At 69.4% G+C, this 25,426-nt stretch carries 29 protein-coding genes, 1 tRNA gene and 1 riboswitch; of the genes, 12 read left to right on the top strand and 18 right to left on the bottom strand.

Going from position 1 to position 25,426, the window contains the following annotated elements; all coding sequences use genetic code 11:
* Nucleotides 1–6: 6 nt before the first annotated feature.
* From ACFYWI_RS07490 to ACFYWI_RS07480, 3 genes are all read right to left on the bottom strand, one after another.
* Nucleotides 7–327, bottom strand: a complete 321-nt coding sequence (locus ACFYWI_RS07490; protein WP_389227323.1) for a DMT family transporter — start codon at nucleotides 325–327, stop codon at nucleotides 7–9.
* 31 nt (nucleotides 328–358) lie between these two features.
* Nucleotides 359–431: riboswitch (guanidine-III (ykkC-III) riboswitch) on the bottom strand.
* A 44-nt stretch (nucleotides 432–475) separates the two neighbouring features.
* Nucleotides 476–832, bottom strand: coding sequence for a GroES family chaperonin (locus ACFYWI_RS07485; RefSeq protein WP_389226657.1), 357 nt, complete (start codon nucleotides 830–832; stop codon nucleotides 476–478).
* Between the two features lie 43 nt (nucleotides 833–875).
* A complete protein-coding gene (locus ACFYWI_RS07480) occupies nucleotides 876–1,193 on the bottom strand; it encodes a DUF3618 domain-containing protein (RefSeq protein ID WP_389226654.1) in 318 nt (105 codons plus the stop codon).
* 135 nt (nucleotides 1,194–1,328) lie between these two features.
* On the opposite strand from ACFYWI_RS07480, the gene bcp reads away from it, so the two are divergent.
* The 4 genes from bcp to ACFYWI_RS07460 all read left to right on the top strand — a co-directional run bounded on the left by bcp (nucleotide 1,329) and on the right by ACFYWI_RS07460 (nucleotide 3,484).
* The gene (gene bcp / locus ACFYWI_RS07475; protein WP_389226651.1) at nucleotides 1,329–1,796 is read left to right on the top strand and encodes a thioredoxin-dependent thiol peroxidase; all 468 of its coding nucleotides are present in this window, start codon (nucleotides 1,329–1,331) and stop codon (nucleotides 1,794–1,796) included.
* Nucleotides 1,797–1,925: 129 nt separating this feature from the next.
* Nucleotides 1,926–2,552 (top strand): HNH endonuclease, encoded by a 627-nt coding sequence (locus ACFYWI_RS07470; protein ID WP_389226648.1) that lies wholly within the window; start codon nucleotides 1,926–1,928, stop codon nucleotides 2,550–2,552.
* Complete coding sequence (locus ACFYWI_RS07465) at nucleotides 2,549–3,400, top strand: HNH endonuclease (protein ID WP_389226645.1); 852 nt, start codon at nucleotides 2,549–2,551, stop codon at nucleotides 3,398–3,400. The genes ACFYWI_RS07470 and ACFYWI_RS07465 overlap by 4 nt, the downstream gene beginning before the upstream one ends.
* An 8-nt stretch (nucleotides 3,401–3,408) precedes the next feature.
* Nucleotides 3,409–3,484: transfer RNA gene (locus ACFYWI_RS07460), tRNA-Leu, on the top strand.
* A gap of 54 nt (nucleotides 3,485–3,538) precedes the next feature.
* On the opposite strand, the gene rdgB is transcribed toward ACFYWI_RS07460, so the two are convergent.
* The 4 genes from rdgB to ACFYWI_RS07440 all read right to left on the bottom strand — a co-directional run bounded on the left by rdgB (nucleotide 3,539) and on the right by ACFYWI_RS07440 (nucleotide 5,704).
* Nucleotides 3,539–4,141 (bottom strand): RdgB/HAM1 family non-canonical purine NTP pyrophosphatase, encoded by a 603-nt coding sequence (gene rdgB / locus ACFYWI_RS07455; RefSeq protein WP_389226642.1) that lies wholly within the window; start codon nucleotides 4,139–4,141, stop codon nucleotides 3,539–3,541.
* 20 nt (nucleotides 4,142–4,161) lie between these two features.
* A complete protein-coding gene (locus ACFYWI_RS07450) occupies nucleotides 4,162–4,545 on the bottom strand; it encodes a hypothetical protein (RefSeq protein WP_389226639.1) in 384 nt (127 codons plus the stop codon).
* Between the two features lie 93 nt (nucleotides 4,546–4,638).
* Nucleotides 4,639–5,385: a ribonuclease PH gene (rph, locus tag ACFYWI_RS07445; RefSeq protein ID WP_389226636.1), complete on the bottom strand. Its 747-nt coding sequence runs from the start codon at nucleotides 5,383–5,385 to the stop codon at nucleotides 4,639–4,641.
* A gap of 85 nt (nucleotides 5,386–5,470) precedes the next feature.
* Entirely contained in the window at nucleotides 5,471–5,704 is a 234-nt protein-coding gene (locus ACFYWI_RS07440) for a glucose PTS transporter subunit EIIB (protein ID WP_246574262.1), read from the bottom strand.
* A 228-nt stretch (nucleotides 5,705–5,932) separates the two neighbouring features.
* Here ACFYWI_RS07440 and ACFYWI_RS07435 point away from each other — a divergent pair, with 228 nt between their 5' ends.
* Nucleotides 5,933–7,195 (top strand): PTS transporter subunit EIIC, encoded by a 1,263-nt coding sequence (locus ACFYWI_RS07435; RefSeq protein ID WP_389226633.1) that lies wholly within the window; start codon nucleotides 5,933–5,935, stop codon nucleotides 7,193–7,195.
* A gap of 280 nt (nucleotides 7,196–7,475) precedes the next feature.
* Nucleotides 7,476–8,741, top strand: a complete 1,266-nt coding sequence (locus ACFYWI_RS07430; RefSeq protein WP_389226630.1) for a PTS transporter subunit EIIC — start codon at nucleotides 7,476–7,478, stop codon at nucleotides 8,739–8,741.
* Between the two features lie 68 nt (nucleotides 8,742–8,809).
* On the opposite strand, the gene ACFYWI_RS07425 is transcribed toward ACFYWI_RS07430, so the two are convergent.
* Nucleotides 8,810–9,562: an MBL fold metallo-hydrolase gene (locus ACFYWI_RS07425; protein ID WP_389226627.1), complete on the bottom strand. Its 753-nt coding sequence runs from the start codon at nucleotides 9,560–9,562 to the stop codon at nucleotides 8,810–8,812.
* Nucleotides 9,563–9,916: 354 nt separating this feature from the next.
* Between ACFYWI_RS07425 and ACFYWI_RS07420 the strand changes: the two genes are divergently transcribed.
* The gene (locus ACFYWI_RS07420; RefSeq protein WP_389226624.1) at nucleotides 9,917–10,378 is read left to right on the top strand and encodes a type II toxin-antitoxin system PemK/MazF family toxin; all 462 of its coding nucleotides are present in this window, start codon (nucleotides 9,917–9,919) and stop codon (nucleotides 10,376–10,378) included.
* A gap of 256 nt (nucleotides 10,379–10,634) precedes the next feature.
* Here the strand turns inward: ACFYWI_RS07420 and ACFYWI_RS07415 are convergent, their stop codons facing one another.
* The 5 genes from ACFYWI_RS07415 to ACFYWI_RS07395 all read right to left on the bottom strand — a co-directional run bounded on the left by ACFYWI_RS07415 (nucleotide 10,635) and on the right by ACFYWI_RS07395 (nucleotide 13,387).
* Nucleotides 10,635–11,585 (bottom strand): PLP-dependent cysteine synthase family protein, encoded by a 951-nt coding sequence (locus ACFYWI_RS07415; protein WP_389226621.1) that lies wholly within the window; start codon nucleotides 11,583–11,585, stop codon nucleotides 10,635–10,637.
* Complete coding sequence (locus ACFYWI_RS07410; protein WP_389226618.1) at nucleotides 11,585–11,926, bottom strand: MoaD/ThiS family protein; 342 nt, start codon at nucleotides 11,924–11,926, stop codon at nucleotides 11,585–11,587. The genes ACFYWI_RS07415 and ACFYWI_RS07410 overlap by 1 nt, the downstream gene beginning before the upstream one ends.
* 103 nt (nucleotides 11,927–12,029) lie before the next feature.
* Entirely contained in the window at nucleotides 12,030–12,146 is a 117-nt protein-coding gene (locus tag ACFYWI_RS07405; RefSeq protein ID WP_389226615.1) for a putative leader peptide, read from the bottom strand.
* A gap of 99 nt (nucleotides 12,147–12,245) precedes the next feature.
* Complete coding sequence (locus ACFYWI_RS07400) at nucleotides 12,246–12,668, bottom strand: Mov34/MPN/PAD-1 family protein (RefSeq protein WP_389226612.1); 423 nt, start codon at nucleotides 12,666–12,668, stop codon at nucleotides 12,246–12,248.
* 62 nt (nucleotides 12,669–12,730) lie between these two features.
* Entirely contained in the window at nucleotides 12,731–13,387 is a 657-nt protein-coding gene (locus ACFYWI_RS07395; RefSeq protein WP_389226609.1) for a TetR/AcrR family transcriptional regulator, read from the bottom strand.
* A 152-nt stretch (nucleotides 13,388–13,539) separates the two neighbouring features.
* Between ACFYWI_RS07395 and ACFYWI_RS07390 the strand changes: the two genes are divergently transcribed.
* Nucleotides 13,540–15,726, top strand: coding sequence for an MMPL family transporter (locus ACFYWI_RS07390; protein WP_389226606.1), 2,187 nt, complete (start codon nucleotides 13,540–13,542; stop codon nucleotides 15,724–15,726).
* Nucleotides 15,723–16,430 (top strand): DUF2993 domain-containing protein, encoded by a 708-nt coding sequence (locus ACFYWI_RS07385; protein WP_389226603.1) that lies wholly within the window; start codon nucleotides 15,723–15,725, stop codon nucleotides 16,428–16,430. The genes ACFYWI_RS07390 and ACFYWI_RS07385 overlap by 4 nt, the downstream gene beginning before the upstream one ends.
* Before the next feature lie 94 nt (nucleotides 16,431–16,524).
* On the opposite strand, the gene ACFYWI_RS07380 is transcribed toward ACFYWI_RS07385, so the two are convergent.
* The 3 genes from ACFYWI_RS07380 to clpS form a co-directional block, all read right to left on the bottom strand.
* Nucleotides 16,525–17,949 carry an amino acid permease gene (locus ACFYWI_RS07380; protein WP_389227320.1) on the bottom strand — a complete coding sequence of 475 codons (1,425 nt, stop codon included), beginning with the start codon at nucleotides 17,947–17,949 and terminating at the stop codon, nucleotides 16,525–16,527.
* 321 nt (nucleotides 17,950–18,270) lie between these two features.
* Nucleotides 18,271–18,870: a DUF2017 domain-containing protein gene (locus ACFYWI_RS07375; protein ID WP_389226600.1), complete on the bottom strand. Its 600-nt coding sequence runs from the start codon at nucleotides 18,868–18,870 to the stop codon at nucleotides 18,271–18,273.
* The gene (clpS, locus tag ACFYWI_RS07370) at nucleotides 18,870–19,181 is read right to left on the bottom strand and encodes an ATP-dependent Clp protease adapter ClpS (protein ID WP_389226597.1); all 312 of its coding nucleotides are present in this window, start codon (nucleotides 19,179–19,181) and stop codon (nucleotides 18,870–18,872) included. The genes ACFYWI_RS07375 and clpS overlap by 1 nt, the downstream gene beginning before the upstream one ends.
* A gap of 197 nt (nucleotides 19,182–19,378) precedes the next feature.
* Here clpS and ACFYWI_RS07365 point away from each other — a divergent pair, with 197 nt between their 5' ends.
* Both ACFYWI_RS07365 and ACFYWI_RS07360 read left to right on the top strand, forming a co-directional pair.
* Nucleotides 19,379–20,707: a nicotinate phosphoribosyltransferase gene (locus ACFYWI_RS07365; protein ID WP_389226594.1), complete on the top strand. Its 1,329-nt coding sequence runs from the start codon at nucleotides 19,379–19,381 to the stop codon at nucleotides 20,705–20,707.
* Between the two features lie 149 nt (nucleotides 20,708–20,856).
* Nucleotides 20,857–21,441 carry a nicotinamidase gene (locus tag ACFYWI_RS07360; RefSeq protein WP_389226591.1) on the top strand — a complete coding sequence of 195 codons (585 nt, stop codon included), beginning with the start codon at nucleotides 20,857–20,859 and terminating at the stop codon, nucleotides 21,439–21,441.
* A 276-nt stretch (nucleotides 21,442–21,717) separates the two neighbouring features.
* Here the strand turns inward: ACFYWI_RS07360 and ACFYWI_RS07355 are convergent, their stop codons facing one another.
* Together ACFYWI_RS07355 and ACFYWI_RS07350 are read right to left on the bottom strand one after the other, a co-directional pair.
* Nucleotides 21,718–22,032, bottom strand: a complete 315-nt coding sequence (locus ACFYWI_RS07355) for a hypothetical protein (protein ID WP_389227317.1) — start codon at nucleotides 22,030–22,032, stop codon at nucleotides 21,718–21,720.
* A gap of 123 nt (nucleotides 22,033–22,155) precedes the next feature.
* Nucleotides 22,156–24,573 (bottom strand): immune inhibitor A domain-containing protein, encoded by a 2,418-nt coding sequence (locus ACFYWI_RS07350; RefSeq protein ID WP_389226588.1) that lies wholly within the window; start codon nucleotides 24,571–24,573, stop codon nucleotides 22,156–22,158.
* A gap of 370 nt (nucleotides 24,574–24,943) precedes the next feature.
* Between ACFYWI_RS07350 and ACFYWI_RS07345 the strand changes: the two genes are divergently transcribed.
* Nucleotides 24,944–25,294 carry a hypothetical protein gene (locus tag ACFYWI_RS07345; protein WP_389226585.1) on the top strand — a complete coding sequence of 117 codons (351 nt, stop codon included), beginning with the start codon at nucleotides 24,944–24,946 and terminating at the stop codon, nucleotides 25,292–25,294.
* Nucleotides 25,295–25,426: the final 132 nt, after the last annotated feature.

Below are 25,426 nucleotides of genomic sequence, written 5' to 3'. Positions count from 1 at the left end.
CAGCCCTCAGTGGCCCGAGGTCGCCTTCAGCCCCACCACAGCGACCAGCAGCAGACACACGAAGAAGATCCGGGCGGCGGTCACCGGCTCGTTCAGAACGAACATGCCGACCACCGCGGCACCGGCCGCACCGATACCGACCCAGACGCCGTACGCCGTACCGATCGGCAGCGTCCTCGCGGCACGCGACAACAGCAGCATGCTGGCGACGATCCCCAGACCGGTGAACACACTCGGCCAGAACCTGGTGAACCCGTCGGTGAACTTCATCCCGATCGACCAGCCGACCTCGAGCAGACCGGCGACAACGAGTAGAACCCAGGCCATGACGGCACCTCCGACACACGCGACTACAGGGGGTGCGTCGTCTTTGCCAGCCCGGTACGGCGCGTCTCGTCGGGGTCACTCCAACCTAGCAAAAGAGTGACAAAAGGGCCGGTGACACCCGCCACCAGCCCTGATCGCCGCGCCCTCGCTACAGATACAGCCCCGTCGAGTCCTCCGACCCCTGGAACCTGTCCGCGGCGACCGCATGCAGATCACGCTCACGCATCAGGACGTACGCCACGCCCCGCACCTCGACCTCGGCCCGGTCCTCGGGGTCGTACAGCACCCGGTCCCCCGGCTCCACCGTCCGCACGTTCTGCCCGACCGCGACCACCCCGGCCCACGCGAGCCGCCGGCCGACCGCCGCCGTGGCAGGAATGACAATGCCGCCACTGGAACGCCGCTCACCCTCCGGGATGTCCGTCCGTACCAGTACGCGGTCGTGCAGCATCCGGATGGGCAGCTTGTCGTGCTGCGGGCCGTACTCATGACTGTTGGCGCTCACACCTCGAACCTACCTGCCCAGGGCCGCCGCGTACGCCTCAGGGTCACCGGCGCCGACGCGCCGACATCGCCAGCAGCCCCACCAGCCCGGCCGCCACCAGCGCGACCGGCACCAGCCGCTCCAGCCGCGGCGCACCGTCGTCGCGCACGAACTGGGCCCTCACGTCCGACATCGTCCGGTTCACCGCGACGAAGGCGCGCCCGGCCGTCTGGTCCACCGTCGAGGCGACCCTGGCCTTGACATCACCGATGACCGTCTTCGGGTGTATACGCACACCGATCTCGTCGAGCGTCTCGGCGAGCTGCTCGCGCCTGCGGACGATGTCCGCCTCGATCTGCGCAGGGGTCCTGGCGTCCGACACCGCGCCGCCTCCGTGGTCGTTTCCGGTAATCCGTCATCGACAGTCTGTCAGCTCTACCCCGCCCGCACGCCACGGCACCCCTATTACGCTCGTCGGCGTACACCCGCACGCCTGCGCACGCCCCCGAGGAGAACCATGAGCGAGCGACTGCAGCCCGGCGACACCGCCCCCGACTTCACCCTGCCCGACGCGGACGGCAACGAGGTCTCGCTCGCGTCCCACAAGGGCCGCAAGGTGATCGTCTACTTCTACCCGGCCGCCATGACCCCCGGCTGCACGAAGCAGGCGTGCGACTTCACCGACAACCTCGACCTGCTGACGGGCGCGGGCTACGACGTCATCGGCGTGTCGCCGGACAAGCCGGAGAAGCTGGCGAAGTTCCGCGAGAAGGAGAGCCTCAAGGTCACGCTGCTCGGCGACCCGTCGAAGGAGGTCCTCGAGGCGTACGGCGCGTTCGGCGAGAAGAAGCTGTACGGCAAGACGGTCACGGGCGTGATCCGCTCGACGATCGTGGTCGACGAGGAGGGCAAGGTCGAGCGCGCGCTGTACAACGTGAAGGCGACGGGCCATGTCTCCAAGATCATCAAGGACCTGGGCGTCTGAGACCGACGCCGGGGACGGTCCGCCCCGTGCAAGCGGCGCGGACCGTTCCGATTTTCGGACGTGACTGTCCGACTATCGGTTCGTTACTCCGTACGAGGCTGCGAACGGGCGGCCGGGACGGAGGGGACGATGCCGGTGAAATACACCCGCGAGCTGCTGGCCGAGGCCGCACGAAGCACGAATGACTGGGCCGAGGCCCTGCTCTGGTGCGGTGCCACGCCGACCCCGGGGAGCAGGCGCTACGTGCGCCAGAGAATGGCGGAGCTGGGCGTGGACACCTCCCACTTCCGCACCGCGCGGGTGCGGCACACGGAAGAGCGTCTACGGGAAGCCGTCGCACAGTCCTCGAGCATCAAAGAAGTCCTATGCCGCCTCGGCATCAACCCTGTGGGTGGCAACCAAGCACACATCAGTCGCCGTATCACCACGCTCGGCATCGACATTTCTCACTTCGTCGCTGTGCGACGGGGCAGCCGGAGGGCCTCATGTGGCGACGCTCTGACGCTGCGTACCCCAGAAGAAGGCAGGATGCCGGGCAGCCGACTCCGCCGCGAACTTCTGCGGATGGGGTTCCCCGAATCGTGTGCGATGTGCGAAATCGGTACTGAGTGGAATGGACATCCGCTACGCCTGGAAGTCGACCACCGCAACGGCCAGTGGTGGGACAACCGGCCGGAAAACCTGCGGCTACTGTGCCCCAACTGCCATGCCGTGACGGACACATACCGTGGGCGGAAGCGGAGGTCCGTGGCATGAGCAGCAAGTATCCGTGCGATCTGCTCGCCAGGACCGCGGCCGTATCCAGCAGCGTCGTCGATCTGATGCGCCGAATCGGCGCGCCCTTGGGCAGCATCTCGCGCCGATATTTAGTGGGCCGATTGGAGAAGTACGGCATCGACACGTCCCACTTCGTCGAGGAACCGCTGCCCGAGCGCGAGCGTCGCGCCTACCCGAAGGAGCAGCTTGCGGAAGCGGCAGCACATTCGCGCAGTATCCGAGAGGTGCTGGAGTACCTGGGGTTCCCTCCGGAGGACAGCCCGTACAGTCATATCCGCAAGAAGCTCGACCAATTCGGCATCGACACCTCGCATTTCACCGGGTGGGGACGCGGCCCGCGCATCCTTCCAAGCGAAGAGCTGGCACCGGCGGTCGCGGCGTCCTCAAGCCTGGCCAACGTCCTCAGACTCCTCCACCGGGCAGACAACGGAGCATCTCGCCAACTCGTGCAGCGGAGCATCGAGGCACACGGTCTGTCCGTCGCTCACTTCACGGGTCAGGCGCACCACCGAGGCGTCTCTTCCCGATTCCCGAGGTCAGCGGCAGACGTGCTGAAACACATGGAGACCGGCTCGCCACGGACGAAGACCGTGATGCTCCGGCGGGCGTTGGATGATCTGGGCGTTCCCCACACCTGCACCGAGTGCGGCATCGGGGACGTCTGGCAGGGCAAGAGACTCGTTCTGGAGATCGGCCATGTCAATGGCGATCGGCTGGACAATCGCCGGGAGAATCTCCGCTACCTCTGTCCCTCCTGTCACAGCCAGACAAGCACCTTCTCGAAGCGGTCTCGGCGCACGACCGGCAGAGCGCGACCAGTACAGTAGGCAGCCGCGGGTCCGTACCCCAGCTGGCCAAGAGGGCGCCGGTTTAGGTCCGGTGTGTCGTGGGTTCGAGTCCCACCGGGCCCACGAACAAAGGGCGTGGTACCGAGGCGGTACCGCGCCCTTTGGTGTACAAGGAGCTCAGCCCAGCAGCTCCCGCACCACCGGTACCAGCGCCCGGAACGCCTTCCCCCGGTGGCTGATCGCGTTCTTCTCCGACGGCGTCAGCTGCGCGCAGGTGCGCGTCTCGCCCTCCGGCTGGAGGATCGGGTCGTAGCCGAAGCCCCCCTCGCCCTCGGGTGCGTGGCGCAGCGTGCCCAGGAGGCGGCCTTCGACCACGCGCTCGGTGCCGTCCGGGAGGGCCAGGGCGGCTGCGCAGGCGAAGTGGGCGGCGCGGTGGGCGGCGTCGATGTCCGAGAGCTGGGCCAGCAGCAGGTTGAGGTTGGCCGTGTCGTTTCCGTGCGTGCCCGCCCACCTCGCGGAGAAGATGCCGGGCGCGCCGCCGAGGACGTCGACGCAGAGGCCGGAGTCGTCGGCGACGGCGGGCAGGCCGGTGGCCTGGGCCAGGGCGTGGGCTTTGAGCAGGGCGTTCTCGGCGAAGGTGACGCCGGTTTCCTTGACGTCGGGGATGTCGGGGTAGGCATCCGCGCCGACGAGGTCGTGGGTGAGGCCCGCGTCGGCGAGGATGGCCTTGAGTTCGGTGATCTTCCCGGCGTTGCGGGTGGCGAGGATCAGGCGCGTCATGTCCCCAGTATCTACGGCTGTTACGGGGTGCAGACCTTGCCGATCTCGGTGGCCGCGTCGGTGACGGGGCTGATGTCGGGGGTGGCGTCGCCGCCTTCGATGGATTTGCGGACGTTGTCGACGCCCTTGCCCAGGTCGTCGACGGCCTTGGTGAGGTCGGCGTTGTCGGTCTTGTCGCCGAGGCTGTCGAGTTCCTTGTCGATGTCGTCGAGGGCTTCCCTGGCCTTGGTGGGGTCTTCGGCAGCGCTGGAGACGGCCTGCTGGAGTTTGTCGACGCTGGTGGCGATCGCGTCTGCGGTCGCTACGCAGTCGAGCGCCTTGTCGAGGGCGCCGCAGCCGGCGGCTGTGGGCACGACGAGTGCGGCGGTAACGATCGTGAGGGCTATGCGGCGGCGCGCAGACATGGAACGGTCCTCCCCGGGTACGGACGGGCGCACGGTTCGGCCCGTGCGCCCGTGACTCTAACGACGCCGTGGGCGCCGTTTTTGGTTGCCCTGTTACTCGGCGGTGCCGAGGGCGGCGCGCTGGAGGGCGGCGCGCTGGAGGGCGGCGAGGTCGGCGCAGCCTCCGGTGGCGAGGTCGAGGAGTGCGTTGAGTTCCTTGCGGTCGAAGGGCTCGGCCTCGGCGGTGCCCTGGACCTCGACGAAGCGGCCGTCGCCGGTGCAGACGACGTTCATGTCGGTTTCGGCGCGTACGTCTTCCTCGTAGCAGAGGTCGAGGAGGGGGGTGCCGTCGACGATGCCGACGCTGACGGCGGCGACGGTGCCGGTGAGGGGCTTGCGGCCGGCTTTGATGAGCTTCTTGCCCTGGGCCCAGGTGATGGCGTCGGCGAGGGCGACGTAGGCGCCGGTGATGGCGGCGGTGCGGGTGCCGCCGTCTGCCTGGAGGACGTCGCAGTCGAGGACGATGGTGTTCTCGCCGAGTGCCTTGTAGTCGATGACGGCGCGCAGGGAACGGCCGATGAGGCGGCTGATCTCGTGGGTGCGGCCGCCGATCTTGCCGCGTACGGATTCGCGGTCGCCGCGGGTGTTGGTGGAGCGCGGCAGCATCGAGTACTCGCTGGTGACCCAGCCTTCGCCGCTTCCCTTGCGCCAGCGGGGGACGCCTTCGGTGAAGGAGGCGGTGCAGAAGACCTTGGTGTCCCCGAAGGCGATGAGGACGGAGCCCTCGGCGTGCTTGCTCCATCCGCGTTCGATGGTGACCGGGCGGAGCTGTTCGGGGGTGCGGCCGTCGATTCGAGACATGTGCCGAGCCTATCGGCATATGGGTGAGGGGCCGTTCCGGGTGGAAGGCCCCTCGGTCGAGCTCAGCGCGGCGTGCGGCGGCAGGTCACATCATGTCTTCGATGTCGGCGGCGATGGGGTCGGCGTCGGTGCCGATGACGACCTGGATCGCGGTACCCATCTTGACGACGCCGTGGGCGCCGGCGGCCTTGAGCGCGGCTTCGTCGACCTTGGCGGGGTCCACGACTTCGGTGCGGAGGCGGGTGATGCAGCCTTCGATCTCTTCGATGTTGTCGATTCCGCCGAGCCCGGCGACGATCTTCTCAGCCTTGCTGGCCATGTCTTTCTCCCTGCGTTCAAGAGCGCTGAGCGCTGCCTCGGCCCACGTAGGTCCGCTTCGTCACGGTAACGCACGGTTGGCCCAACTTCGCGGGCGTGTAACCACCTCGTACCGAATGATGACGATCACCAGTGCCCTGTCGTCGACGGGGCCATCGGGACCGTACCGCAACTGGTCTACACCAGTCTGCGACTCCTGCCAAACCTGGCATGCTCCGGGAGGACGCCGATGAGCACCGAGAGCGCTTCCGCGCCGCGGCCGAAGCGGCGGCACGGTCTCTTCCAGGGACTGCAGAAGGTCGGCCGGAGCCTGATGCTTCCCGTGGCAGTCCTCCCGGCGGCCGGTCTGCTGGTCAGCCTCGGCCGACTCCTCGAGGCCTCTCTCCACGGCGACTTCTGGGACAGGACGTCCGAGGTGCTCATCAAGGGCGGCACCGGCATCCTCGACGGCAGCCTCGGCCTGCCCCTGCTCTTCTGCATCGGTGTCGCGATCGGCTTCGCGAAAAAGGCCGACGGCTCGACCGCACTCGCCGCCACCGCGGGCTTTCTCGTCTACTACAACGTGCTCAAGGCGTTCCCGGTCGGCGGTACGGAGACCAGAGCACTCCCGGACGGCATCCCGCAGAATCCGGGCGTGCTCGGGGGCATTACGATCGGCCTGCTCACCGCCGTCATCTGGCAGCGCTACCACCGCACCAAGCTGGTGGACTGGCTCGGCTTCTTCAACGGACGCCGGCTCGTCCCGATCATCATGGCGTTCGTCTGCTGCGTGCTGGGCGTGGTGTTCGGACTGCTGTGGGAGCCGGTGGGGGACGCGCTGACATGGTTCTCCAAGCAGCTGATCGGCCTCGGCGCATGGGGTGCTGGCCTGTTCGGTGTCGCCAACCGGCTGCTGCTCCCCGTCGGCATGCACCACTTCCTGAACATCTTCGTCTGGCTCCAGGCAGGTGAGTTCACCACGCCGGAGGGCACCGTGGTGCAGGGCGACCTGACGCGCTTCTTCGCCGAGGATCCGAACGCGGGGCAATTCATGTCCGGCTTCTTCCCGATCATGATGTTCGGCCTGCCGGCCGCCGCACTCGCGATGACGCACTGCGCCCGCCCCGAACACCGCAAGCGGGTCGGCGGCCTGATGTTCTCGGTGGCACTCACCTCCTTCGTCACCGGCGTTACCGAGCCGATCGAGTTCTCCTTCATGTTCGTGGCACCGCTGCTGTACGGGATGCACGCGCTGCTCACCGGCGCATCGATGGCCATCACCTGGGCCCTCGGCGTGCATGCGGGCTTCACTTTCTCGGCGGGGCTGATCGACTACGTCGTCAACTGGCACCTGGATACGAAGCCGTGGCTGATCATCCCGATCGGTGCGTGTTTCGCGGTGGTCTATTACGTGCTCTTCCGGTTCGCGATCACGGTCTTCGACATTCCGACGCCGGGGCGGGGGCCGGAGGAGCTCGAGGAGGAACTGGAGCGGGACTCGACCAAGGCGTAGAGCGTGGAGCGGCGTCGCGGGCGGGTCCTCCGACCCCGTCCCGGCACGCACTGAAGGCCCCCGGACCGTACGGTCCGGGGGCCTTCAGCCGTGTTTTGGCACGTATGGCCCGGCCACAAAATTCGCAGGTTCCTTATCGAACCCTCACGTGCTAAAACTGGTCTACACCTCTCAGAGGTGTAGACCACGCGGTCCAGACCAATGCCGCGTTTCCCCTTTGAGACGCCGCCCTCCCCGTTGTCCCTGTCCCCTGGCGGCGCCTTGCCCACTGGAGGAAGTTATGAGTACGGCTACCGCGGCCACGGCCCCGCCCGCCAAAAAGTGGAGCTCAGGCCTGTTCCAAGGTCTGCAGAAGGTGGGTCGAAGCCTTCAGCTGCCCATCGCCGTTCTGCCCGCTGCGGGCATATTGCTGCGCCTGGGCCAGCCGGACGTGTTCGGCGCCGACGGTCTCGGCTGGGACAAGGTCGCTTCGGTGTTCGCCACCGCCGGTGACGCCGTCTTCGCCAATCTGCCCCTGCTCTTCTGCATCGGCGTGGCCATCGGCTTCGCGAAGAAGTCCGACGGATCCACCGCCCTGGCCGCGCTGGTCGGCTTCCTGGTCTACAAAAACGTCCTCACCGCGTTCCCGGTCACGGAAGCCGTGGTCAACACAACCGAGAACAAGGGCGTGGATGTCGCCGCGACCTACAACAACCCGGGTGTCCTCGGGGGCATCATCATGGGTCTGCTCGCCGCGGTCCTGTGGCAGCGCCTCCACCGCACGAAGCTGGTGGACTGGCTCGGCTTCTTCAACGGCCGCCGGCTCGTTCCCATCGTCATGGCCTTCGTCGGTGTGATCGTGGGTGTCTTCTTCGGCCTGGTCTGGGAGCCGATCGGTGGGATCATCTCCGACTTCGGTGAGTGGATGACCGGGCTGGGCGCCGGCGGCGCCGGCCTCTTCGGTGCCATCAACCGCGCGCTCATCCCGATCGGCATGCACCAGTTCGTGAACACCGTCGCCTGGTTCCAGATCGGCGACTTCACCAACGCGGCCGGCGAAGTGGTCCACGGTGACCTCAACCGTTTCTTCGCCGGCGACCCTGAGGCCGGCCTGTTCATGTCGGGCTTCTTCCCGATCATGATGTTCGGTCTGCCTGCCGCCGCGCTGGCCATCGCGCACACCGCCCGCCCCGAGCGCCGCAAGGCCGTGACGGGCATGATGGTCTCGCTGGCCCTGACCTCGTTCGTCACCGGAGTGACGGAGCCGATCGAGTTCTCCTTCATGTTCATCGCGCCGCTGCTGTACGCGATCCACGCCGTCCTGACCGCCGTGTCGATGGCCGTCACCTGGGCGCTGGGGGTCCACGCGGGCTTCACCTTCTCCGCCGGCCTGATCGACCTCGGCCTCGGCTGGAGCAAGGCCACCCAGCCCTGGATGATCATCCCGATCGGCCTGGTGTTCGCGGCGATCTACTACACGGTCTTCCGCTTCGCCATCACCAAGTTCAACCTCCCCACCCCGGGCCGCGAGCCCGAGGAAGAGGTCGAGGACCTCACCAAGGCGTGATCGTCCGCGCCGCACACGTCGAAGCCCCTGTCCTCCGCGCGGAGGACAGGGGCTTCGGCCATTCGTTCTCAGATCTCGTAGATCGCGCCCGGGGCCGCGATCTCGGTCGGGCCGTCGTACACCGCGCGGGCGTCCGCCAGGTTCTGCTCGGCGTCCGTCCACGGCGGGATGTGGGTCAGCACCATGCGGCCGACGTTCGCCCTGCGGGCGTGCGCCCCGGCCTCCCGCCCGTTGAGGTGGAGGTTCGGGATGTCCTCCTTGCCGTGCGTGAAGGACGCCTCGCACAGGAACAGGTCCGTGCCGTCGGCAAGGTCGTGCAGGGCGTCGCAGACGCCGGTGTCACCGGAGTACGTGAGCGACCTGCCGGCGTGCTCCATGCGGATGCCGTACGCCTCGACAGGGTGGCTCACCCTCTCCGTACGCACGGAGAACGGGCCGATGTCGAAGCTGCCGGCCTTCAGCGTGTGGAAGTCGAAGACCTCGCTCATGGAGGAGGCGGTGGGGGTGTCCCCGTAAGCCGTGGTCAGTCGCTGCTCGGTGCCCTCGGGTCCGTACACAGGGATCGGCGCGGGGCGGCCGCCCTCGTAGCGGTAGTAGCAGGCGACGAAATATCCGCACATGTCGATGCAGTGGTCCGCATGGAGATGGCTGAGGAAGATGGCGTCGAGGTCATAGAGACCGCAGTGGCGCTGCAGCTCGCCCAGGGCTCCATTGCCCATGTCGAGGAGCAGCCGGAAGCCGTCGGCCTCTACGAGGTAGCTCGAGCAGGCCGATTCCGCGGACGGGAACGACCCCGAGCAGCCGACGACGGTGAGCTTCATGGAGCTTGAACCTCCGTTGACGGGGAGGGCTGGGGAAAGTCGTGCGGTGCGTCGAGCGTAAGGCGCGAAAGGGCTGGTCGCTCCTCCGGGGCACGGCGTTGTGGGGCAACTCACCCCCTTGACCAAGGCAGTATGCGGCCAGGTCCGGGCCTTGACCGGTCCGGGGTCGACCAGGGCCCTGCCCGGTCCGGGTCGACCAGGGCCTTACCCGGTCCGGGGCGGCCAGGGCGGGGGCCGTTGGTGGTTGCGCCCCTGGGTGGTTTCCACCTTGCCAGGGCGGGCTTCCCCGGGCACGGCCCGGCCCCGGGGGCCGTGGGAGCGCGTGGCTACGGGGGCGAAGGTACCGTCGGCGGTATGGACACGTCCTGGTGGCTCGCGGTGGCCGCGGTGGTGGTGCTCGCGCTGCTCGCCGCGGTGGTGGACGGCCGCGGGCGAGGTGGCGGCCGGCCGGGTGGCCGCACGCGACCGCCGGGGCGGCCGGGTGAGCGGGGGCGCCGGCCGAAGGGCGGTCCGGCGCCGGGCGAGATCTGGTGGGCGGAAGTGCCCTACGAGGACCGGCAGGGATCGAAGGACCGCCCGTGTCTGGTGCTGTCGGTACGGGGCGATACGGCCCAGGTCGCCAAGATCACCAGCCGGTACCACGACGAGCGTCCGGGCGTGATCGCGCTGCCGCCGGGGACGGTGGCGGATGCGCAGGGCCGCCCGAGCTTCCTGGAGACGGACGAGCTGCGGGACGTGGGGCTGTGGGAGTTCCGCCGCCGTGTGGGGGTGGTGGACCCGACGGTCTGGGACCAGGTCAGACACTTGGCCGCGTGAGCGGGTCCCCGGACCCACGGGGTGGCGGTTCGTGGGGCTGACGCCCCCACCCCCATCCGCCGGCTCCGCAGTGGGCCCCGGCACGCGGGCCGCGTCCCGGGCCCTGCGGGACATCAGCGGCCGCGGCCGTCCCGCGCCGGCCTCAGGACCGCCCGACCCCAGCAACACGGGGCCGCCCGCCCCATGCGGCCGGCCCCGGGAAACCCACCGGCAACAACATCCAACGGCCCCCGCCCCTGGCCAACCGCGGACCACGTCAGGCCCAGAGCTGGCCCTGCAGTGCTTCGATCGCCGCCTCCGTCGTCGGGGCCGTGTAGACGCCCGTCGACAGGTACTTCCAGCCGCCGTCCGCGACCACGAAGACGATGTCCGCGGGTTCGCCCGCCTTGACCGCCTTGTTGCCGATGCCGATCGCCGCGTGCAGCGCCGCGCCCGTGGAGACGCCCGCGAAGATGCCCTCCTGCTGGAGCAGTTCGCGGGTGCGGGTGACCGCGTCCGCGGAGCCCACCGAGAAGCGGGTGGTCAGGACCGAGGCGTCGTACAGCTCGGGGACGAAGCCCTCGTCCAGGTTGCGCAGGCCGTAGACCAGGTCGTCGTAGCGCGGCTCGGCGGCGACGATCTTGATGTCGGGCTTCTGCTCGCGCAGATAGCGGCCGACGCCCATGAGCGTGCCGGTGGTGCCGAGGCCCGCCACGAAGTGGGTGACGGAGGGCAGGTCGGCGAGGATCTCCGGGCCGGTGGTGGCGTAGTGCGCGCCCGCGTTGTCCGGGTTGCCGTACTGGTAGAGCATCACCCAGGAGGGGTTCTGCTCGGCGAGTTCCTTGGCGACGCGCACCGCGGTGTTGGAGCCGCCCGCCGCCGGCGACGAGATGATCTCCGCTCCCCACATGGCGAGCAGGTCCCGGCGCTCCTGGGAGGTGTTCTCCGGCATGACGCAGACGATGCGGTAGCCCTTGAGCTTCGCCGCCATGGCCAGGGAGATGCCGGTGTTGCCGCTGGTGGGCTCGAGAATGGTGCAGCCCGGGGTCAGCCGGCCGTCCTTCTCCGCCTGCTCGACCATGTGGAGCGCGGGGCGGTCCTTGATCGAGCCGGTCGGGTTGCGGTCCTCGAGCTTGGCCCAGATCCGGACGTCGTCCGAGGGCGACAGTCGCGGGAGCCGGACCAGCGGGGTGTTGCCGACCGCCGCCAGCGGGGAGTCGTAACGCATCAGCGCATTCCCACCCGTCGCCCGGCCGCCACCACGGCAGGACGCGGCTGCGCCGCGTCGGATCCGCCGGCGACCGCGGGGAGGATGGTGACGCTGTCGCCGTCGGCGAGCTTGGTGGAGATGCCGTCGAGGAAGCGGACGTCCTCGTCGTTGAGGTAGACGTTGACGAAGCGGCGCAGCTGGTCGCCGTTCGCCTTGTCGACGATCCGTTCCTGGATTCCTGCGTGGCGGGTCTCGAGGTCGGCGAAGAGCTCGGCGAGGGTCTCTCCGTTGCCTTCGACGGCCTTGGCGCCGTCGGTGTAGGTGCGGAGGATGGTCGGGATGCGGACCTCGATGGCCATGGAGTGGGCTCCTGTCGGGAGGGTGGCGTAAGGGCGCGGCTCTGGCCCCCGCGCGGGGGGGGGTGGTGCTTGAGGTGCGTCCGGTCCGGGGTGCGGAGGCTGGTCAGGACGCGGTGCGGGCCGTACACATCGCGCTGGCGAGGCGGCACAGGTCGACGTGCAGCCGCGCCACGAGCAGCAGCGTGCTCGGCGTCTTGTCGCTCACGTCAGGGGGAACCATGCGGTCATCGTATCGATTCCCGCTCCCTACCCCGGAGTGTGATCCCACATGTTGGGCACATGGTGCTCGCCATTCGGACGGACCGGTGCTGCCCCGGCCTCAGTAGGCCTCGACGACCTCGACCTCTTCCTCGGTGATCTCGCCCTCCACGATGCGGAACGAGCGGAACTGGAAGGGGCCCGCGCCGTCCGCGTCGGCGGTGGAGACCAGGACGTAGTGCGCGCCGGGCTCGTTGGCGTAGCTGATGTCGGTGCGCGAGGGGTACGCCTCGGTCGCGGTGTGCGAGTGGTAGATGATCACCGGCTCCTCGTCGCGGTCGTCGAGCTCGCGGTAGAGCTTGAGCAGATCGCCGGAGTCGAATTCGTAGAACGTGGGCGAGCGGGCTGCGTTCATCATGGGGATGAAGCGCTCGGGGCGGCCGCTGCCCTCGGGGCCGGCGACCATGCCGCAGGCCTCGTCGGGGTGGTCCTGGCGGGCGTGCGCCACGATCTGGTCGAACAGAGCACGGGTGATGGTCAGCATGGTGACGACAATAGGCGGCTGATCCGCGGTTCTGAGATCCGGGGATCAGCCGGTGAGATCGCTCAGGAGACCGGCGAGGGCGGGTCGGTGGCCGCGAGCAGGGCGTGCACGGCGGTTTCCATCGCACGCCGGGCCGCCTCGATGTCCAGGCCGCCGCTGCGCCAGTGGTACCAGGCACCCCATGTGGTGACCGCGTCCAGCCCGTTGAGCAGGTCCGTCCTGCGGTCCTCGGGCACCCGGTCGAGCTCCGCGGCGAAGACCTCGGCCAGTCGTCCACGGGCGAAGTCCAGGACCTGCCGGGTGGCCTCCTCGACGCGCTCGGAGGGCTGGTCCATGCGCAGGATCGCGAGCCGGGCCGGGGTCATCCACTCCAGGATCCGGGCGCGCTGTTCGGCGAGAGCGGTCACCCGGGCCGCGCGCGGGCCGTCCGTGGGCAGCGGCTTGATCCGGGCGGTCAGCTGTTCCAGCCGCCGGGTGATCGCGGTGTCCGCCAGTTGGGCCATGTCGGCGAAGTGATGGAACACCAGGCGCCGGGACACGCCTGCCCGCTCGGCGACCCGGTCCGCCGGGAAGTGCGACTCGCCTTCGTCGAGCAGAGCCAGCAGGGCGTCGGCGATCTTCTCGCGGGTCTGCCGCCCGCGCTCGGTACGGCCGTCCGGAGCGCGGCCCCGGGCACGGCCATGAGCACTGTCCGGTGACTGTCCGTCCGGCTGCTTCACCGCGGCACCTCCTCGCCTTCTCGTTGACATTGTTGCACTCGTGATGCAACGGTTTGATTGCACGCCGAGTGCAATAAGTTCCTTACGAGAGGGCGGCGTTCCCGATGCTCCTGTCCGCCGGGCGCTGGTGTGCCCGCAGACCCAAGCGAACCGTGGCAGCGTGGCTGCTCCTGCTCACCGTCCTGGCCGTCGCCGTCGGGGTGTTCGGGAAGGTCACCACCGAGGCCGTCACCATCCCGGGCAGCGACAGCCAGGCGGCGCGCGACGCCGGGGACGTTTTCCAGGACGCGGCCTCCGGCAGGCAGCCCGTCGTCCTCCACGCACCCGCCGACGAGGCGGCCCTCACCTCGGCTGTGCACCGGCAGGCGGTCGAGGCGGCGGCACGGGCCATCGCGGACGTGGATCACGTGGTGGCCGTCACCACTCCCTACGATCCGGCGGGCGGTACCGCACTCAGCTCCGACGGCCGCACCGGCCGCATCTTTGTCGAACTGGACCTCACCGGGCGGGACATCACCCCCGGGATCACCCGAAGCATCGTCGACGCAGCAGCTCCGGCCGCCGAGGCCGGCATCGAGGTCACCGCGGGCGGCGATCTCGCCGCAGCCGCGGACAAGGGCTCCAGCGGCCGCAGCGAGATCATCGGGCTCGCGGCCGCCTTCGTCATCCTCGCCGTGGGCTTCGGCAGTCTCGCCGCCGCCGGAGTGCCGCTGCTCGCGGGGGCGCTCGGCCTGGCGGTCTCCCTCTGTCTGATCGGCCTGGTGGGGCACCTCGTCGACATGCCGTCCTCGGGTACCACCATCGCGGCGATGATCGGCCTCGGCGTGGGCATCGACTACACGCTCTTCTGCCTGACCCGCTTCCGTGAGCTCCTGGCGGCCGGCGCAGGCGTCGAGGACGCGGCCGCCCGTACCATGGCCGGCTCCGGCAAGGCGGTGGTCTTCGCGGGCAGCGCGGTCGTCGCCGCGCTCGCGGGTCTGGCCCTGGGCGGGCTGCCCCTGCTGCACGCCCTGGCGCTGGCGCCGGGCATCGCCGTGCTGGTCGCCGTAGCGGCGACGCTGACCCTGCTGCCGGCCGTACTGGCGTTGCTCGGGCCGCGGCTCACCCCGAAGCGCTCCGATAAGGAGCGGGCGTGTCCCGGCCAAGGGGCCCCCGCCCGCCCGCGCGGCTGGGGCCGCATCGCCGGGTACGTCGCCGCGCGGCCATGGCGCGCTCTGGCTGCCGGTCTCGTGCTGACCGGTGTACTGGCTGCGCCCGCCGCCCAGTTGACGTTCGGCCAGCTCGACGCGGGCGACAAGCCCGCGGGTACGGCGAGCCGTACCGCGTACGACCGGCTGGCCGCGGCCTTCGGCCCGGGGGCCAACGGACCGCTCCAGGTCACCGACGCCCTGCCCACCCCGGCGGCCACGCCGGGCGACACCCGGATCACGGCGGTCACCGCCGCCCTGCGGGCGGCCCCCGGCGTGGCCTCGGTGGGACCGGTCCAGCTGAGCGCCGACGGCGCTCACGCGCGGTGGCAGGTCACGCCCACCACGGCGCCCGGGGATCCGGCCACCGCCGAGCTCGTGCACCGGCTGCGCGACCACACGCTGCCCGAGGCGACCGCCGGCAGCGGACAGGTCACCCATGTCGGCGGCTCCACAGCCGCCCAGGCCGACCTCAACGAGCGCCTGGCCCGGCGGATGCCGCTGGTGGTCGGTTTCGTCCTCGCCGTCGCGGCACTGCTTCTGCTGCCGGCCTTCCGGTCCCCCGTCATCGCGGTGAAGGCCGCGGTGATGAACCTGGTCTCGGTCGCGGCCGCCTACGGAGTGCTCACCGTGGCCTTCCAGTGGGGGTGGGGCGCGCCCCTGATCGGCCTCGAAGGGCCCGTGCCGATACCCGGATACGTCCCGCTGCTGATGTTCGCCGCGTTGTTCGGACTCTCCATGGACTACGAGGTCTTCCTGCTCAGCGCCGTCCGGGCGGCCTATCTGCGCGACGGCGACAACCGCCGGGCGGTGATCGGCGGGCTGGCCGGGACCGGGCGGATCATCACCTCCGCCGCGCTGATCATGGTCAGCGTCTTCCTGGGTTACCTGCTGTCCGACGACCCCGTGGTGAAGATGTTCGGCATCGGGCTGGCCACGGCCGTGGCCCTGGACGCGACGGTCGTTCGCGGCATCCTCGTCCCCTCCACGATGGTCCTGCTCGGTCGCGCCAACTGGTGGCTGCCCGCATGGCTCGACCGGCTGCTGCCGCACCTGGACATCGAGGACGACGGCCACGACGCGGCCCCGGCCTCGCCCACGCCGGTCACGGCTGCCGGTACCGCCCCGACGAGCACCGGAGGGGCCTCATGACCGGCACGTTCGCGCGGCTGCGCGGGCGACGGCTGTGGACCGTGACGGCTCTGGGTGCGGTGCTCGCCGCGCTGCCCGTCGCCGACCGGGTCGCCGCCGCCCGGGCCGAGGGCCGGCTCGCCGAGAGGATCGCCGGGCGCCACAGTGCGGTGGTCGGCACACCGCAGGTGCGGATCGACGCGTTCCCGTTCCTCCTGAGCGCAGCCGAGGGGACCTTCTCCTGCGTCGAGGTACGGGCGGACGCCGTCACCGGCGAAGGGCGCCCCGTACGGGCGTCGGTGAAGCTGCGCGGCGTCTCCGAGAAGGCGGGTACGTACACGGCGGCGAGCGCCGACGCGCAGTTCACCGCGCCCTTCGGTTCACTCGTCACCGGCCTCGGACCGGACGTGTCGGTGTCCGCGGCCGGCGATCGGCGGCTGCGTATCGACCGCGAGATCCTCGGTCTGCCGCTGACCGTCACGGCCGAACTGCGGCTCGCCGGGCACACCGTCACGGTGGTGCCGGTCTCCGCTGCGATCGCTGGCCGCCGGATCGACCCCGCCGACCCGCGTGTCGCCAGGGTGCTCGCGGGCCGGGAGCGTGTCGTGCCGGAGCTGCCCGCCGGTCTCGGCCCGACGGATGTCTCGGTCACCGACGCGGGCGTGACACTGCATGCCCGCGCGGACGACGTCCGGCTCACTCGCGCCCTCTCCCGGACCGGGTGAGCGGAGGGCGCTCGGAACATGCGGGCGGGCGGATCCGTACCGAAGAGTGGTACGGGTCCGCCCGCATGCTGGACCGGTGGGGCTCAGGTCCGGGTCAGGACCGCTTGGCGAAGGCCGCGCCCTCGGGGTTGCGGCGCTTGAGCACCAGGTAGGAGGCACCGAGGATCAGGGCCCACAGCGGCGCGCAGTACAGCGAGATCCGCGCGTCCTTGTCGATGCCCATCATCACGATGACCATGATGATGAACAGCAGTGCGAACCAGCTGGTGTACGGAGCACCCGGGGCCTTGAAGGTGGACTCGGGCAGCTCGCCGCGGTTCGCCTTGGCCCGGTAGCGGATCTGGCAGACCAGGATCATGATCCAGGCCCACATGCCGGAGATGGTCGCGAAGGAGACGACCTTGTTGAAGGCGTCGCCCGGCCACTGGTAGTTGATCCAGACGCCGACCATCATCAGCAGTGCCGAGAAGGTGGTGCCGATCAGCGGGGTGCCGCTCCTGGTCAGCCGGGTGAAGAGCTTCGGGCCCTGGCCGTTGAGGGCGAGGTCGCGCAGCATCCGGCCGGTGGAGTACATGCCCGAGTTGCAGGACGACAGGGCCGCGGTGAGGACCACGAAGTTGACGATGCCGGCGCCGAGGGCGAGGCCCATCTTGTCGAACGCGGCGACGAACGGTGAGACACCCGGCTCGAAGTTGGTCCAGGAGACCACCGACAGGATCATGATCAGCGCGCCGACGTAGAAGACGGCGATACGCCACGGGACGGTGTTGATCGCCTTGGGCAGGGTCTTCTCCGGGTCCTTGGACTCACCGGCGGTGACGCCGACCAGCTCGACCGCGAGGAAGGCGAACATCACGATCTGCAGGGTCATCAGCGTGCCGCCGATGCCCTTGGGGAAGAAGCCGCCGTCGGCCCACAGGTGGGTGACGGACGCGGTCTCACCGGCGTCGGAGAAGCCGAGGGTGAGGATGCCGAGGCAGATCAGGATCATGCCGACGATCGCGGTGACCTTGACCATCGAGAACCAGAACTCGAGCTCGCCGAAGAGCTTCACGGAGATGAGGTTCGCCGCGTAGAGGATGATCGTGAAGATCAGCGCGGACACCCACTGCGGGATGGCGAACCAGTACGTCATGTACTGGGCGGCCGCGGTGACCTCGGTCATTCCGGTGACGACCCAGAAGAGCCAGTACGTCCAGCCGGTGACGAAGCCCGCGAAGGGGCCGACGAATTCGCGCGCGTACTCGGAGAAGGAACCCGAGACCGGGCGGTACATGAGCAGTTCACCCAGTGCCCGCATGATGAAGAAGATGACCAGGCCGGCTATGGCGTAGGCCAGGATGAGGCTGGGTCCGGCCATCGAGATGGCCTTGCCCGCGCCGAGGAAGAGGCCGGTCCCGATGGCACCGCCGATCGCGATCATCTGGATCTGCCGGGCACCCAGTCCGCGCTGGTAGCCCTCGTCCGCGCCCGCGGCCTCTTTGCTGTCGTGCTGCTTGTCGACCTGCATTGAGGTCATGGTCATGCGCCCTTTCTCCATGCTGATCCGCCGCGACCGCTGCGTCGCGCGGCTGCGGATCAGGTCCTGATCCCCCCGGATGTGGATGGAGTGCTGCCAGCGGTCTGCCGGCTCAAGCGCCCCCGGGCACAGGGGTGGCGTGCCCGGTGGTCGTGAAGATTTATCACGGCCGAAACGATGATCGACCGGCCGGATCGTGGCGCACACCACAGGAAGAACCGGACAAAGCAATCGCGGCACCGCAATACAGGCCGTAGCGGTGACGCGATCGTTATCCGGATTTGAGTGTCCGTTGAGCGAACACTTCAGGGCGTACCGATGTCAGGACATCAAGGTCTCGACGAGCGTTTCCTGCAGCGCGCCGAGCCAGAGGTAGGCCATCACCATCGGCTTGCGCGGATCGGAGTCCGGCAGCCGGTACAGGGCTTCGTTCTCGTCCTCGTCCCCGACCTCCAGCCGGGTGCCGATGGTCAGCCGCAGGTCGTTGAGCGCGCCGAGCCAGTGCAGGCACTCGTCGGCGTCGAGCTCCAGCACGGCCCCGCCGTCGCCGGCGGCGTTGAGCGAGTCCAGGCTGCGCACCACGGCCATGGCGTCGTCGCGCTTGCGCGAGCGCAGGTCGTTCTCGGTGAAGCGCCTGAACTCGGCCGAGGAGGCGAGCAGTTCGTCGTCCTGAGGGGTGGCTTCGGGGTCGGGGTCGGCGTACGCGTCCGGGAAGAGCCGGGCGAGCGCCGGGTCGGAGGGCGCCTCGCTGGGCCCCTCGGCGAACAGGGCGGCCAGCGGGTCCTCGCCGTCGGCCGGCTCGTCACCGGGCCCGATGAGCTCCAGCAGCTGGACGGCGAGCGAGCGGAGGATCGAGATCTCGACCTCGTCGAGCGCGACGGCAGCGCCGCCGCCCTTGAGCGGCTCGAAGTGGCTGGCCATCACATACGGTCCTGGGAGAGCGTCGCCCACAGTCCGTAGCCGTGCATGGCCTGCACGTCGCGTTCCATCTCTTCGCGGCTGCCACTGGAGACGACCGCGCGCCCCTTGTGATGGACGTCGAGCATCAGCTTGTGCGCCTTGTCCTTGGAGTATCCGAAGTACGCCTGGAAGACGTAGGTGACATAGCTCATCAGGTTGACCGGGTCGTTGTGCACGAGGGTCACCCAGGGCACATCGGGTTCGGGGACGGCGAACGTCTCCTCGGCCGACTCCGGTCGTTCGATCTCTACGGGCACAGTCACTCCACCCATGCTGCCACCCGAGAGGCCTCGTCGCACAAACGGCCCCGGCCGGTGTCCACGACATCTCGTCAAACTGACGAGATGTGGGGTAGCATTCTCGTCATGGCTGCATCACCGGGGGGCGCCGCATCCGATCGCGGCTTCGCCGCCCCGGCGCCCCGGCCGACCGGCCGGCAGCCCGAGACGAAAGCGCGAGGTTGACTGCCGTGAACGTTGCGGACCTTGGGTTGCCGGTGGATGTTCCTTCGACGGCGCTCTTCACCGACCAGTACGAGTTCACGATGCTTCAGGCGGCACTGAAGGCCGGCACCGCGGAGCGCCGTTCCGTCTTCGAGGTCTTCACCCGCCGGCTGCCCGAGGGCCGCCGCTACGGCGTGGTGGGGGGCGTCGGACGCGTCCTGGACGCCGTGGAGAACTTCCGCTTCGACGCCGGCGTCCTCGGCTTCCTGCGCGAGGGGAACATCGTCGACGAGCCCACCCTGAAGTGGCTGGCCGACTACCGCTTCAGCGGCGACATCTGGGGCTACCCCGAGGGCGAGGTGTACTTCCCCGGCTCGCCGATCCTGCGGGTCGAGGGCTCCTTCGCCGAGTGCGTGCTGCTGGAGACCGTGATCCTGTCGATCCTCAACCACGACTCGGCGATCGCGGCCGCGGCCTCGCGGATGTCGTCCGCCGCCGGCGGCCGCAAGCTGATCGAGATGGGCGCGCGCCGCACCCATGAGCTGGCCGCGGTGGCCGCCGCGCGGGCCGCCTACGTCGGCGGCTTCGACTCCACCTCGGACCTGGCGGCCGGGTTCCGCTACGGCATCCCGACGGTCGGCACCAGCGCGCACGCCTTCACCCTGCTGCACGACAGCGAGCGCGACGCCTTCCAGGCGCAGATCGACTCGCTGGGCCGCGGTACGACCCTGCTGGTCGACACCTACGACGTGGCCGAGGCCGTCCGTACCGCCGTCGGGATCGCGGGTCCCGAGCTCGGGGCCGTCCGCATCGACTCCGGGGACCTGCTGCTGGTGGCGCACCGGGTGCGGCACCAGCTGGACCAGCTGGGAGCCGTGAACACCAAGATCGTGGTCACCTCCGACCTGGACGAGTACGCGATCGCCTCGCTGGCGGCGGCGCCGGTGGACGCGTACGGGGTCGGCACCCAGCTGGTCACCGGCAGCGGGCACCCCACCTGCTCGATGGTCTACAAGCTGGTCGCCCGTGCGCAGTCCGCCGGCCCCAAGGCTCCCTTGCACGCCGTGGCGAAGAAGTCGCTGGGCGGCAAGACCTCGATCGGGGGCCGCAAGTGGGCCGCGCGCCGCCTTGATGCGGACGGGATCGCCGAGGCGGAGGTGCTCGGAACCGGCGAGGTGCCGCCCGGTCTCGTGGACCGCCAGCTCCTCGTCCAGCTGGTCAAGGGCGGCGAGCCGGTCGCGCGCGAGCCGCTGGACGCGGCACGCGGACGGCACACCGCGGCCCGTGCGGCCCTGCCGATGTCCGCGACCCAGCTCTCGCGGGGTGAGCCGGTCATTCCGACCGAGTACGTGTGAGCCGAGGCCGTGTGAGCCCAGTGCGTCTGGGAGGCGCTCGCCGGACGCCCCCTCCCGTACGGCACGCCGAGTCTCTACGCTCAATGGCGTCCCCGCAGTTCGCCCGCTGATCCCAGCGCCCCCACCGACCCCACCGAAGGACACCCGCCATGCACCGCGCCTTGCTCGTCGTGGACGTTCAGAACGACTTCTGCGAAGGCGGAAGCCTCGCGGTGACAGGGGGTGCCGATGTCGCAGCCGCCATCACCGACCTCATCGGTCAGGCCCAGCCGGGCTACCGGCATGTGGTGGCCACGCGCGACCACCACGTCGATCCGGGTGACCACTTCTCGGAGCGGCCCGACTACGTCGACTCCTGGCCGCCCCACTGTGTCGCCGGCACGGAGGGTGTGGGCTTCCATCCGAACTTCGCTCCCGCGGTCGCGTCGGGCGCGATCGACGCGGTCTTCGACAAGGGCGCGTACGCCCCGGCGTACAGCGGCTTCGAGGGCACCGACGAGAACGGGACGACGCTCGCCCAGTGGCTGCGCGAGCGCGATGTGACCGAGGTGGACGTGGTGGGCATAGCCACGGACCACTGCGTGCGTGCCACGGCAGTGGACGCGGTACGGGAGGGCTTCACGACGCACGTCCTGCTGGACCTGACGGCGGGCGTCGCGGAGGCGACCACGGACCGCGCGCTGGACGAGATGCGCGCGGCGGGCGTGGAACTGTCCGGCAAGCCGGTCGTCTGACCCAGCGGGGCCCTGCGGGCGCAGGCCGGGTACGGGCTACCGCCGCGAGGTGTCGGCCCCCGGCCGTCGAACGCAAGCCGGGCACCGGCTGCCCGTTGGCAGCCACCGCGAGGCGTCAGCCCTGGTCACAGGCTCGTGGCGCGGAGCCACAGCTCCGGTGTCCGGTGCAGCACCGCCGTGACCCCGTCTGCGGACGGCGGCGGCGCCGGACCGCCGGACGGGCAGGTCCGGATTCCGCGTCGGCGCCGGGCCCGGTACGCGCATGCCGGGCAGGCCTCAGCCGTGGCCCGCGGGGCGCAACAGGGCTCGTATCGGGTGCCAGAGCTCCGCCGTCGCGTTCTGGTTCGCGCGCCACAGCAGGCCGTCGGGGTGGTGGAGCACCGCCGTGATCTCGTCCGGTGTGGGCGGCTCCGCGTTGCCGCGCAGATAGACCGCCCGCAGGCCGAGGTTCCGCAGCCGCGTCAGCGCCCTGGCCCGGTTGGCCGCATGCACCAGGAAGCGCACCGTGCTGCCGTCGCCGACCGGGCTGGGCAGGCTGAGAGCCACCACCACGCTGCCGTTCGGCAACTTGCAAAAACCTCCGCCGGGCATGCGGAACCACTCCCCCGTGAGCTGGTCTGTCAATAAGCACTTCGTCAGACGCACCTAAACACGATCGGCCGTCGCCCGCTAGAGGGCGACGGCCGATCATGCTTTGACCTGTGGTGATACCAATTACTTGGTCGACGGACCAACCTTGACGGTGATCGACTCGCCGCTGCGCGGCTCCTTGACGATCGAGATCTTGGTGTTGGTGTCAGCGACCTTCACGCTCGCGGTCGGGTTCTCCTCGTACCAGTAGACGCCCTTGCGGTCGTCGAAGACGGGGTTGCCCTTCTGCGGCTTGATCCACTGCGCCACGTCCGCGTTGTGCAGCGTGAAGCCGTCCGTCGCGTACCGGCTGAACGCCGAGTCGAACGTCTGGATCTTGTTCCGCATCAGCTTGCCGTCCGCCCACTTCATGGGCTTGGCGTGGGCGTCGACCGGAAGGACCAGTCCGTGGCCCGGGTGGGCGCTGGTGTTGTTGTCCTTCTGCGAGGTGTCCCACAGCCAGATCAGCAGGCCGTTCTGGTACGGGTAGTGCTCGACCCAGGCGTCCTTGGGCGCCTTGAAGCCGAAGTTGTACGGGCCGGCCTTGAGGGTCTTGTCGTACGACACGTACTGACGGTTCTCGGCCAGGTAGTACTGGTCGTACTCCTCGGTGAAGGACTCACCGATGCGCGAGAAGCCCTTCGCGGTCCAACCGGCGTCGTCACCCTCGGCGTTGTCCGAGAACAGCGGGGCGCCGTCGGCGGTGATGCTGATGGCGTCGGCCGCGAAGCCCTTGCCCGCCACTCCGCCGTCCGTCTGGTAGCGGAAGCGGACGTCGACCTTCTTGCCCGCGTAGGCGTCCAGCGCGTAGACGAGCTTCTTGTGCCCGCCCGACGGACCGGTCAGGGCCGGAGCGTCGCTGCTGTCACGGGTGATGGCCTTGCCGTCGGCAGTGCCGTCCACCGGCGTCCAGTTGGCGCCGCCGTCCGTCGACACCTCGGCGTAGAGGTAGTCGTAGTCGGCCTCGATGTCCCACCAGCCGGAGAGCTCCAGGGAGGCCTTCGACCTGCCGGTGAGGTCGGCGGAGCGGGTCAGGGTGTTCTTGAGGTCGTCACCCATGTTGCTCCACCACTGCTTGGAGCCCTCGGCGGGCTTCACGACAGTCGTGGTGACGGCCTTCTTCGGCAGCTCGACGACGAGCGCCTGCGGCCGCTTGGTGTTGTACTCCGCCACACCCAGGGTGTGGGTCGACTTCGTCGCCGCCTTGCCCTTGGTGTAGTTGAGCCAGCCCAGCTGCAGCTTGTCCCAGGCGGTCATGTCGCCCGGCAGGTCGCCGATGGAGTCCTTGCCGGTGCCGAGCCAGGAGCCCGCCGACATCAGGGTCCAGTAGCCGGTCGAGTTCTCGCCCTTGCCCGTGGTGTCGTAGTGGTCGGGCAGACCGAGGTCGTGGCCGTACTCGTGGGCGAAGACACCGAGGCCGCCGTTCTCGGGCTGCATGGTGTAGTCGCCCACCCAGATGCCGGTGCTGCCGATCTGGGTGCCGCCGGCCTTGTTGTTCTCCGGACCGGTCTTGCCGGCCTGGGTGCCGTAGGCGTACCAGCGGTGGGCCCACAGGGCGTTCTCGCCCTCGGCGCCGCCCCCGGCCGACTCGTCCTCGCCCGCGTGGACGATCTGGAAGTGGTCGATGTAACCGTCGGTCTCGTTGAAGTTGCCGTCACCGTCGAAGTCGTAGCGGTCCCACTGGTCGTACTGGGCCAGCTCCGCCTTGATCTGGGCGTCGGACTTGCCCTTGGCCTTCTGGTCGGCGGCCCAGGCGGTGACGCCGTCGCGGACCGTGTCCCAGACGTTGGCGCAGTTGGAGTCGCCGCAGTAGTTCGAGCCGTAGCGGGCCTCGTTGTAGTCGACCTTGACCCAGTCGGCGACCTTGCCGTCGACCGAGTAACGGCCGGAGGAGGTCTTCTCGTAGTAGGTCTTCAGGGACTCCTTCTGCCGGCCCTTCTTGTCCTTGCCGGTGGCGAAGTACAGGTCCTGGAAGTGCTGCTGGTTGTAGTCCGCCTGCCAGGCCGTCGAGTTGTCCTTCGCGCGGTCGGGCTGGGCGATCTTGTTGTGCAGCGGGCCGGGCGTGCCACCGTACTTCTTGACCGGGGCCTGCGGTCCGTCGGGACCGTCCGGGTCGAACATCGTGGTGTCGTCGACCTTGTCGCCGAACTCCACCAGGATCGTGAAGATCTTGTCCGTCTTCTCCCGGCCGAGCTCGACGTACTTCTTGTCGTCGAGCTTCACGACCTTGGACGCCCCGCGCTTCTGCACGGTGGCGTCGCCGGATATCACCTGCTCCAGCGCCGCCTGGCGCTGCTGGTCCTGCTGCTCGCTGAAGGGGCCCTCGAGGTCGTGCTCGACGTGGCCCTTCTGCGGTGCCGGGTCGTGCCGTTCGATACCGGCCGGGTTCGACGGCTTCTGGCCGTCGGCCTGAGCGCTGGTGAACGCCGCGGCCGAAGCAGTGGTCGCGGCGAGCGCAACGAGCACTGCGGACGCTCTGAACGTCCGTCGCTTGCTGGTCACTTGATGGTGTCCTCCCCCGCGCCCCGTCGCCACGGACCTATGTGGGGTCGTCCGCGCGCGGTGACGCGTCACAAGTGACGACATTCGACCGGAGTTGACGAAGAAAAGACAGCCCTTGACTTCGGTCGACCAACTGCACTATGCAGGAGAGGAGTTCCGGTATCCGGACGATGCCGAATCCGGACAAGAGGCGCACACTTTGGCCAGTTGGCCCCATGAATGACTCAATGCGCCCCCCATGCACCGGCACCGTGGGTTAGGTCACGCTTACTGTTCGTTCCGTCCGGGCATCCACCGTCGTAGAGTCTCTTGGCAGTGTGCGAACTGGCCTGAGACTCCCCCTGCCCCTGTCCCGAGGACGGATACCGTCATGCCGCGTCCGACTGCCGCACAGCTCGCCTACGGTTCGGCGACCGTCGTTCTCTCGACCGTCGCCCTCCTGCTGCTGACCCGCACCACCAACGGCGTCGCGGTCGCTGCCATCGGTGTCGCCGCCATGATGCTCGGCCTGCTGGTCGCCGTCGCCCTCCCGATGCGCCGGGCCGCACGGTCCGCCGTCCGCAGGAGCCGGGCCACCGCGGCCGGCGTCTCCACTCCGGCCGGCGTCACCGCCCCGCCCGCCGCGGCCCCTTCATCGGACGGGCTCACCACCCGGGTACCGGGCCCGCGGGCGCGCGCCGGAGCCGAAGCCAGGGTCGGCGAGCACTCGCTGCGCCGCTGAGGCGTGCCCCAGCCGCTGCGTGAGCCATGCCGTTGAGCCGGTGTCACCCGGCGGGTGCGGTTGAGCCGTCACCGGGCCGTGCCACCGAGCCGTGCCACCGGGCCGTGCCACCGGGCCGTGCGGTCGAGCCGT

The organism is Streptomyces sp. NPDC002889 (assembly GCF_042888425.1).
GTDB lineage: Bacteria > Actinomycetota > Actinomycetes > Streptomycetales > Streptomycetaceae > Streptomyces.
This window is presented reverse-complemented; position numbering and strand designations above follow the sequence as displayed.